Annotated in this window: 9 protein-coding genes; 3 read left to right on the top strand and 6 right to left on the bottom strand. The window is 64.2% G+C overall.

Translation table 11 applies throughout. The annotated features are described in order from the left end of the window. Positions 1-70: 70 nt before the first annotated feature. From gspD to gspG, 5 genes are read right to left on the bottom strand one after another with little or no spacing between them, the layout of a single operon-like run. Complete coding sequence (gene gspD, locus ACTD9P_RS29040) at positions 71-2395, bottom strand: type II secretion system secretin GspD (RefSeq protein ID WP_438870344.1); 2325 nt, start codon at positions 2393-2395, stop codon at positions 71-73. Beyond that, positions 2392-2904: a type II secretion system protein M gene (locus ACTD9P_RS29035; protein ID WP_438870343.1), complete on the bottom strand. Its 513-nt coding sequence runs from the start codon at positions 2902-2904 to the stop codon at positions 2392-2394. The genes gspD and ACTD9P_RS29035 overlap by 4 nt, the downstream gene beginning before the upstream one ends. Beyond that, complete coding sequence (gene gspL / locus ACTD9P_RS29030) at positions 2897-3982, bottom strand: type II secretion system protein GspL (RefSeq protein WP_438870342.1); 1086 nt, start codon at positions 3980-3982, stop codon at positions 2897-2899. Before gspL ends, ACTD9P_RS29035 begins: the two co-directional genes overlap by 8 nt. Then, positions 3979-4884 (bottom strand): type II secretion system minor pseudopilin GspK, encoded by a 906-nt coding sequence (gene gspK / locus ACTD9P_RS29025; RefSeq protein ID WP_438870341.1) that lies wholly within the window; start codon positions 4882-4884, stop codon positions 3979-3981. The genes gspL and gspK overlap by 4 nt, the downstream gene beginning before the upstream one ends. 8 nt (positions 4885-4892) lie before the next feature. Next, entirely contained in the window at positions 4893-5342 is a 450-nt protein-coding gene (gene gspG / locus ACTD9P_RS29020; RefSeq protein ID WP_017139656.1) for a type II secretion system major pseudopilin GspG, read from the bottom strand. 148 nt (positions 5343-5490) lie between these two features. Between gspG and gspI the strand changes: the two genes are divergently transcribed. Further along, positions 5491-5856, top strand: coding sequence for a type II secretion system minor pseudopilin GspI (gene gspI / locus ACTD9P_RS29015; RefSeq protein ID WP_438870340.1), 366 nt, complete (start codon positions 5491-5493; stop codon positions 5854-5856). Here gspI and ACTD9P_RS29010 read toward each other — a convergent pair. After that, positions 5843-6274, bottom strand: a complete 432-nt coding sequence (locus tag ACTD9P_RS29010; RefSeq protein ID WP_438870339.1) for a type II secretion system protein N — start codon at positions 6272-6274, stop codon at positions 5843-5845. The genes gspI and ACTD9P_RS29010 overlap by 14 nt on opposite strands. 93 nt (positions 6275-6367) lie before the next feature. On the opposite strand from ACTD9P_RS29010, the gene gspH reads away from it, so the two are divergent. Next, positions 6368-6820: a type II secretion system minor pseudopilin GspH gene (gene gspH / locus ACTD9P_RS29005; protein WP_438870338.1), complete on the top strand. Its 453-nt coding sequence runs from the start codon at positions 6368-6370 to the stop codon at positions 6818-6820. Further along, positions 6817-7428, top strand: coding sequence for a type II secretion system protein GspJ (locus tag ACTD9P_RS29000; protein WP_438870337.1), 612 nt, complete (start codon positions 6817-6819; stop codon positions 7426-7428). The genes gspH and ACTD9P_RS29000 overlap by 4 nt, the downstream gene beginning before the upstream one ends. Positions 7429-7627 lie beyond the last annotated feature (199 nt).

The raw sequence follows: 7627 nt of genomic DNA, 5'->3' as shown, positions 1-7627 counted from the left end.
ATTTGAAACTGACCCACAGCATTCGCGAGCAAGCCCGCTCCCACAGTTTGATCTTCATGCTTCAGGTAGATCACGGCCGCACCTGCGAAACCGGCACCGCCCGAATCACCGCCCTTGGCCCCTGCTGTTGCGCCCCGGGAATCGCCTTGTCCACCGAAGGCAACTGCGGCGCCTGCACATCCGGCAGCGCCCAACTGTGCTCAGGCTGCAACCCGCCTTGGGCGCGGCGCATGAACTCATAGCGGTTCAAGGTAATACTGCGCCCCGCGCCACTGTCGCGAATAATGTAGGGGCGTAAAAACACCATCAGGTTGGTCTTGGTGACGCTGCGCTTTTCATTGCGAAACAGCGCCCCCAACCCGGGGATATCCGCCAGCCACGGCACCGCGTCATTGCTTTGGCTGTAGCCATCCTGCAGCAACCCACCGAGTACCATGATCTGCCCGTCATCCAGCAAAATACTGGTATCGATTGCGCGCTTCTGGGTCACCGTGCCCGCGTCCACCGAGGCGCGCGTATCGACGCTGCTGACCTCCTGGTAAATATCCAGCTTCACCGTGCCGCCCTCGGAAATCTGCGGCCGCACGTTCAACTTGAGCCCCACCTCTTCACGCTGCACGGTCTGGAACGGGTTGTTGCTGGTGCCGCCGCCACCGGTGACATAACTGCCGGTGACAAACGGAATGGTCTGCCCGACAAAAATGCTCGCCGCTTCGTTGTCCAGGGTCAGCAGGTTCGGCGTGGACAGCACGTTGGTGCCACCCTTGCTCTTGAGCGCGCGGGCCAGCACCTTGAGGTCGAGCACCTTGCCGATGCCCGGAATATCCACACTGCCGTTAACCAGGCCGATATTCAGGCCCTTGGGCAACACATCAATGCTGGTCTTGCCGGTCGTCACCAATCCACTGCCGCCCAGGTTGACGCCGCCAAAACCGCCCTTGCCACCGAGGTTGCCGGCCTGCCATTGCACGCCGAATTCACTGGCGTCGTCTTCGCTGACTTCAACGATCAGGCTTTCGATCACCACTTGGGCGCGGCGCTGGTCGAGCATGTCGATGACTTCGCGCAGGTTGCGGTACAGCGGGTCGGGCGCCGAGATCAACAGGGTGTTGGTGGTAGCGTCCGCCTGGATCGTCACACCGCCGGCGCTGAACGCGGTGTTCTGATCGCTGGGGGTGCTGCTGTTGGCGCCGCTGCCCGAACTGTTCGACTGGCCGTAACCGGACGACTGCACACCACTGCCAGTGGGCGTGCCGCTGCTGTTCTGAGTATTGCTGCCCTGGCTGTTCTGGGAGCCGCCGCCCATGGAGCTGAGCTTGCCGCGCGCCTCATCGCTGACCCCGGACTCGCTCTCACCGGTCAACAGCCCGCGCAGCGACTGCGCCAGCTTGCCCGCCTGCGCGTTGCGCAGGTACACCACGTGCATATTGCTCGGGTTGCTCTGGGCGTTGTCGAGTTTGTAGATCAGGTTGCGCGCCAGCTCCGTGCGCTCGGGGCTGCCGGAACGAATGATGATCGAGTTGGAACGCGGATCGCCCACCACGTTGATCTTTTGCGTCTGGTCGGCACCCTGGGTGTCCAGCAATTCAGCGACCATGGCCGCGATGTCGACGGCGATGCCGTTCTGGATCTTCACCACATCGGTGTCGATGGCGCTGGGCGTGTCGATGCCGTCGATAATCTGCGCCACCCGCGCCAGGTTTTCGGCATAGTCAGTGATGACGATGCTGTTGTTGCCGGGGTAGGCGTTGATCGGGTTATTCGGCGACACGATAGGACGCAGCACCGGGATCAGGTTGACCGCGTTTTCATATTGCAGCCGAAAGGTACGCGTCTGCATGCCGCTGCTGCCGGCGCTGTAGATCGGCCCGCCGAGCAGCTTGGCATCGGCCTCCGGCACCACCTGGGCGACGCCACCCACATCCACCACGCTGAAACCCTGCATGCGCAACGCCGCCAGCAGCATGTCGTAGGCCTGATGCGCCGGCACCTGGCCTTCGCTGACCAAGGTGAGGTTGCCTTTTACACGCGGGTCCACCAGAAATTGCTGGCCGGTGGCGCGCGACAAGGCACGCACCACCGCCTGGATATCGGCATCCACAAAATTCAGCTGTACCGGCTGGTCGCCCAGCGGGTTGCGCGCCTTGAGCACCGCCGGGGCATGGCCACGGGCGCTGTTGGTCAGCGGGTGCTGCACGCGCGGGGCCGGCGCGGGTTCGCGCTGGCGGTCCAGCACGGTTTCGCCGCTGCGCCGCGTGTCGGCCAATGGCTGGCCCAGCTCGCTGTCCACCAGCAACGGCTTGGGTGACTGCGGGTTACTGCATGCGCTCAGGGCCAGCAATAGCAGCGGCGCGACCTTGCGAAAAGGCGCGGAGTTGGGGACTGACCACTTCATGAAGCTTCCTTAGCGCCAAGCGCCTGATCCATGCGAACGGTCCCGGACACAGTGCCGGCCGAGTTGTCGACGGTATCCGGAGCGCGTTGCAAGCGTGCCTCGGACACTTCCAAAGAAAACGAACGGGGGTTGCCCAGCAGCCAGTCCACCACACGGTCAGCCGGGGCATTCTCCAAGGTCAGCTGCCAGCCGCCGGGGGCCAGCGCCTGCAGTTGGTAATGGCCTTGCAGGCCGGCGCCATCGAGGGCTTGGCGCAGCGCACTGTCATCCGCCTGCCGCGGCGCCGCGACGCCCTGCAGCAGCACCTGCAAGGCTTCGGCCTGTGAGCGCAGCTTCGGGGTTTCGGCCTGCCAATAATCGATTTTTTTAAGCGCCGGCTGAACCAGCACCAACCAGGTCAACAGGCTCGCCAGCACCAGCCCGGCACCGGTCAGCAGGCGTTTTTCACGCACCGCCAGGCCAGCCCAGAACCCATGGAATTGGCTGCGCACCTGCTGCCACTTATTCATCGTCGTCCTCCTCCGGGGTGACGGTGTTGTCTGCCGGCCCCAGAGTCCAGCCTTGTTCATCACGGGTCGCGGCAAAACCGGCTTCGGCCAGCGCCGACTGCCAGTCGCCTTGCGCCGCCGGGCTATAGCTGTCGGCCAACAGGCCCAGGTGCAAACGGCCCTGCTCAAAGCTCAGGCTGTCGACACTGCCGACCATAAACGGCAAGTGGCTGCCCGCCAGTTGCAGCAGGCTGGTAAAGCGTTGGCCGGGATCAGCGGCCGCCCCGCTTTGCCGCGCCGCCAACTGTTGGCGCACCTGCTGCAGAGGGTTGAGGATCACCGGCAGCTCGGGAAAGGCCTGGCGCACCTGTTGGCTCATCAGCGCCTTCAGCCGCTGGCCTTCTTCGGCCTGGCGGGCGGCGTACAGGTTCAGGCCGACGGTCCAGATGAAGACGGCCAGCGCCGTACAGGCCAGCGCCCTGCCCCAGCCGCCGGACGCACGCTGATTGAGGTGCCCCTGCAAGCCCCAGGCGGGTACTGCGCCGCTCCAGCGATGCGCGGTCTCGACCAGCTGCACGTCGAGCGTTTGATCCAGAGCGTGCTGCCCCAGCGGATGCACGGCGCCTTGGTGCAGGCTATCGCGTGTGAGCAAATACCCGTCGTCCAGTGCAGCCGTGGCTACCGGCAAGGCATACGGCGCCGGGTAAAGACCGCGCAGCTTGAGCGGCACCTGCGCCAATACCTGACCCAGTTGTGCCAGCCCGGCCTTGGGTACCCAGGCCACCTGCACGCGGCCATCGCTGTCACGCGGGCCATGGGCCACTTGCATCTGTTCGATCGGCCCAAGGATCAGCGCCTGCGCCGCACAGGCCACGGCCGCCGCGTTTTTTGCAGCCGGCAGTGGCGGCAACTCCAGGCTGGTCAGCAGGCTGTCACGCGGGTGCAGGAAGCAATCCACTGCCTGGCGGTGTTGGCCCAACTGCTTCAGGCTTTCGCGGCCTTCGGCGATCACCAGGCCACGGTCCAGCCAGGCAAAATTCACGGGGCTGTCGAGCGTCAGTTGATCAAGTGGCGGCAAGCCGATACGCAAACGTTTCATACGCCCACCCGTGACCAGATTACCTGCGGCTGGCGGTCTTCAGGCCGGTGCAACAACGCCTCGATCGTCACCCGGCGTTGCTCGTGACGGGCCTGGCCCTGCAAGCGGAACCACTCACTGGTGATGCCCACCTGCACCGAATCCATCGCCACTTGGGGCATGCGCAGGCGGTTAACAAAGTCGCCACGGTTGATAAACCAGCGCCCGCTGTCGCGCTCGTCCACCAGCGCCTGGGCCTGGGACAGACTGAGCAGCGGCACCACCGCGCTAAGCACTTCGGCGCTGGCGGTATTGCCGTTGACCCAGGTATTGCCGGGCAGCACGCTGACAAATGCGTGCAGGCGCCGCAGCATTTTCGGGTCGACGCCATCAATAGCGCTGAGGTCATCGAGGCTGCGCAACATCGGGTATTTGGCCGGTAGCCGCTCATCCGGCGCGCCTTTGTGCACAATGCGCTGGTCATAGGAGGCGATCACCCGCTGGCTGATGCGACGGCTCACGGCCGAATCGATACCGATCAACTGGCATAAGCGCTCGAAGTGCTGCAATTGTTCGTCATCAGGTTGCTGGCGATTGACCAGGTTGCGCAGGTTGAACTTGCCCTGTTCATCCTCCAGCCGCCCTTCGAACACACCGACCTGGGCGCGTGCCCATGGCTGGTCGGGGCGGGTCAGCACGTCCTTTTTACGCGCGTCCCACAGCAACAGGCGGCTGTGTTCCAGCGCGCCCAGCAACAGCCATTGGCCCTGCACGCGCTGCTGCTCGGCCTCAAGACTACGGGTGAAAACGGTCTGGCGCGTGAGCATGGCGCCGGCGATCACCGCCACCACCGCCGCGATCAGCAGGGCGCTGATAATCGCCATGCCGCGCTGCTTCGCCACTGCGGGCGAATGCCTGTTCATGGCCGGCCTTACAACTGCCAGGAGCCGATATCGGCATTCACGCCGTCGCCATCCGGTTTGCCGTCGGCACCGAGGGAAAACACATCGACCTCACCATTGGCGCCGGGGTTGAGGTAGTGATAAGGGTTGCCCCACGGGTCGTTGGGCAGGCGCTCCAGGTAGGCGCGCCAGTTGCTGTTCTTGGCGTCGGCCGGGCGTTCTACCAGTACTTTCAAGCCCTGGTTCATGCTCGGGTAGCTGCCGTGGTCGAGGCGATAGAGTTTCAGCGCCTGCATCAGCCCGCCGATATCCTGCTTGGCCGCCGTGGCCCGTGCCTGGTCGGGGCGGTCGAGCACTTTGGGCACCACCATCGCCGCCAGAATCCCGAGTATGACCACCACCACCATGATCTCGATCAAGGTGAAGCCACGTTGGCCGCGCGGGCCTGGCAATGGGGACGTTAGGGGCGCGATTTCCATCTCGACATTCCTTGGCTTGGGTGCATTTCGTGGCGCAGTGTTGCAAGAACACATGTCAGTCGTATTGAAAATCCTCGGGAGGTTTGGTCGCTAATCGGTCAACTGCCGGCGCTAGTCTGCGGGCCTGTTTCCCGGCTTTGAGAGCGCCATGTACAGCCGCCGCAAGGAGCAAGGCTTTACCCTGATTGAAGTGCTGGTGGCGCTGGCGATCATTGCTGTGGCCATGGCCGCCGCCGTGCGCGTGGCCGGGTTGATGACCCAGAGCAACGGCCTGCTGCGTGACAAATCCATCGCGCTGCTGGCCGGGCAAAGTCGCTTGGCCGAGCTGCGGTTGGGCGGGCAGCTACGCAGCGGCAAAAAGACCTTCGATTGTGACCAGGGCCGGCTCAAACTGCGCTGTGAGCAGACCATCAACGACGAGGGCCGCCTGTTTCAGGTCAGCCTGCTGGTGCTTGACGCCAGCCGCGAAGCACCGCCGTTGGCGCGTTTGGCAACCCAGGTCATGGCCGAGTGAGTGATGGCAACGCAGGCGCGTCCGGTAACTTGTCGAGGTTGACGCGCAGCTTCTCGCCGCCGCGCTCGATCTCCACGCCATCACCTTCAATGGCGGTCAGCCGCACACCGGGGCTCAAACGCTCGCCAAGCAGGAAGCTGCGGGGCGGCCCATCGTTAAGGCTGAGGATCGCCACCGCGCCACGGGCGCCGGCGAGCACGCCGGAAACCTTGACCTGCAACGCCGAGGGCGCAGTGGCAAACCACTGCAACGCCGGGTTGTCACTGCGCGCCGCCAGCGTCTGGGGCGCGGCCTGGGGCGTATGGGACTCGGCGGACGTCAGCAGCAACGGCGTCCACACCACCACCCCGGACAAAGCCGCCAACAAGGCCAGCGCCTGCACACCGTGGGCGGGCGATACACGAAGAGCGAATGCCATGAGCGGGACCTCCTGTCTGTGCGTGCCATTAGCCTACAGGCCAATTCGCACGTTTTTATTTCACAAGCTCACCAGTTGTTCAGGAGTCGGGCGATGAAACAGCAAGGCTTTACCCTGATCGAGTTGATGGTGGTGCTGGTGATCATCGGCATTTCCAGTGCCGCCATCAGCCTGACCATCAAGCCCGACCCGCTGCACCTGCTGCGCAAAGATGCCGAACGCCTCAGCCAACTGCTGCAAGTGGCCCAGGCCGAAGCCCGCGCGGACGGCCGCCCGATCACCTGGCACGCAGACGCCAAGGGCTTTGGCTTCAACCGCCGCAGTGAGGACGGTTCAGGTATCGAGACCTTCAAGGGTGACAGCCAACTGCGCCCGCGCCCCTGGGAAAACACGCCAATGCAGGTCTCGATCGAACCCGGGCGAGTGCTGGTACTCGACGCCGAATGGATCAGCCCACCCGTGCGCGTGGTGCTGTCCGACGGCCAACACCGCCTAAGCCTGCAACGCGATTCGGCCGGGCTGATGCGCGTGATGGCGCAGCCATGAAGCAATCCCAGCAAGGCTTCACCCTGATCGAGGTGATGGTGGCGATCATGCTGATGGCGGTGGTCAGCCTGATCGCCTGGCGTGGACTCGACAGCGTGACCCGCGCCGACCAGCACCTGCAAGCCAGTACCGAACAGACTGAAGCGCTGCTGCGGGCATTGAACCAGCTGCAACGCGATGTCAGCCTGCGCGCCAGCGTGGAACTGAGTGCGCCCGGCCCCACCGAGGACGACACCGCCAAACCTGCCGGGTTGGCCGCCGTGACGGTGCGCAGCTCCGACAGCAAGGGTTTTACGCTGGAGGTGATTCGCAGTGCACCGGCGACCGGCGATGGGCTGCAACGCGTGCGCTGGTGGCTCAAGGGCGACAGCCTGTACCGTGCGGCAGCGCCTGCGCGGGATCGCTTTCCACTGCCGGCGGCCAAAGACGGGGTGGTGGTGTTGAGTGGGGTCAGTGATGTACAGGTGCGAGTGTGGCAGGCGGACAAAGGCTGGCGGCAATTGAGTGGTAATCGGCGGGAGGATCCTTTGGGCATGGAGATCAGCCTGGTCAGGCAGACGCCGCAGGGGGTGGAGCGGTATCGGCAGGTGTTGGGGCCGTTGCGTTAGCTTTACTGGTGGGCGGCATACATATCCGTTGCTGCGGTAACGGCTTAGGGTTCCGCCCTGACGGCGGCTCACTTTTTGAAGGACCGGAGTGCCGGCCCAGCAAAAAGCAAGCAAAAAGTCCTCGCCCCAACACTCGGTCAAAGGTGGGAGCGGGCTTGCTCGCGAATGCGGTGGGTCAGTCAATTCAACTGTCACTGAC

The organism is Pseudomonas onubensis, from assembly GCF_965653655.1.
Taxonomy (GTDB): Bacteria; Pseudomonadota; Gammaproteobacteria; order Pseudomonadales; family Pseudomonadaceae; genus Aquipseudomonas.
This window is presented reverse-complemented; position numbering and strand designations above follow the sequence as displayed.